Annotated in this window: 1 protein-coding gene; it reads right to left on the bottom strand. The window is 68.3% G+C overall.

What is annotated here, in order from left to right:
- A partial coding sequence (locus tag ABIA33_RS38015; protein ID WP_370088813.1) for a type I polyketide synthase occupies positions 1-1,682 on the bottom strand: 1,682 nt, incomplete at both ends.

Here is a 1,682-nt window from a genome sequence, read left to right as displayed (position 1 = left end):
GGAACCCGCCGCGCCCGCACCCCCTGCCCCACACACCACGCCAGCAGATCCTCCAACGCCCCCGGCTCACCCGAAACCACCACCGACGACGGACCGTTCACCGCCGCGATCCCCACCTCACCCTCGCGACCCGCCAGCAGCTCCACCACCCGCTCCACCGGCAACGCCACCGACACCATCCCACCCCGCCCAGCCAGACCCCGAGCAATCGCCCGACTCCGCAACGCCACCACCCGCGCGCCATCCCCCAACGACAACGCACCCGCCACCACCGCCGCAGCAATCTCCCCCTGCGAATGCCCCACCACCCCAGCCGGCACCACACCAGCCGACCGCCACACCTCCGCCAACGACACCATCACCGCCCACAACACCGGCTGAACCACATCAACCCGGTCAAGCCAACCCTCACCAGCACCACCACGCACCACATCCAGCAACGACCACTCCACAAACGGAGCCAACGCCGCCGCACACTCCCCCATCCGCTCCGCAAACACCGCAGAGCACTCCAACAACTCCACCGCCATCAACGCCCACTGCGAACCCTGACCCGGGAAGACAAACACCACCTTCCCCGCAGAACCCACCACCCCCTGCACCACACCCGCCGCTACACTTCCAGCGGCCAACGCCCCCAGACCCCGCACAGCCGCCTCGCGACCACCCGCGACCACCACCGCCCGATGCCCAAAACCCGCCCGCGTCAAAGCCAGCGAATACCCCACATCAAGCAGCCCCACCTCAGGCCGCCCCTCAACAAACGACAACAACCGACCCGCCTGACCCCGCAAACCCGAAGCACTCTGCGCCGACAACACAAGAGGAACAACACTCCCCTCGACCGGTCCGGCCACCGGAAGCGCTACCTCAGCAGGAGCAGAGACGTACTCCAGGATGGTGTGGGCGTTGGTGCCGCTGATCCCGAAGGAGGACACCGCAGCCCGGCGCGGGCGTCCCGTCTCGGGCCACGGCCGCGCCTCGGTCAACAACTCCACCGCACCCGAGGCCCAGTCCACCTGCGCCGACGGCTCATCCACGTGCAGCGTCCGCGGCAGCACCCCGTGCCGCATCGCCATCACCATCTTGATAATCCCGCCCACACCCGCGGCGGCCTGGGTGTGGCCGATGTTCGACTTCAACGACCCGAGCCAAAGCGGTCGATCATCAGACCGCTCCTGCCCGTACGTCGCCAGGAGGGCCTGCGCCTCGATCGGATCACCCAGCGTCGTACCCGTGCCGTGCGCCTCGACCGCATCGACCTGATCCGCCGACAGGCGGGCATTGGCCAACGCCTGCCGAATCACCCGCTGCTGCGACGGACCATTCGGCGCCGTCAGACCATTACTCGCACCATCCTGATTCACCGCGGAGCCACGCACCACCGCCAACACCGGATGCCCGTTGCGGCGAGCATCCGAGAGCCGCTCCACCAGCAGCATCCCGACACCCTCACCCCACCCAGTACCATCCGCCGACGACGAGAACGCCTTGCAACGCCCATCCACGGACAGTGCGCGCTGACGACTGAAGTCGACGAACACATCCGGAGTCGACATGATCGCGACGCCGCCGGCCAGGGCCATCGTGCACTCGCCCTGCCGCAACGCCTGGATCGCCCAGTGCAACGCCACCAACGAGGACGAGCACGCCGTGTCCACCGTCACCGCCGGACCCTCAAG

Origin of the sequence: Streptacidiphilus sp. MAP12-16 (assembly GCF_041262165.1) — a bacterium.
Lineage (GTDB): Bacteria > Actinomycetota > Actinomycetes > Streptomycetales > Streptomycetaceae > Streptacidiphilus.
The sequence above is the reverse complement of the archived record's forward strand: the minus strand, read 5'-3'. Positions and strand labels throughout refer to the sequence as shown.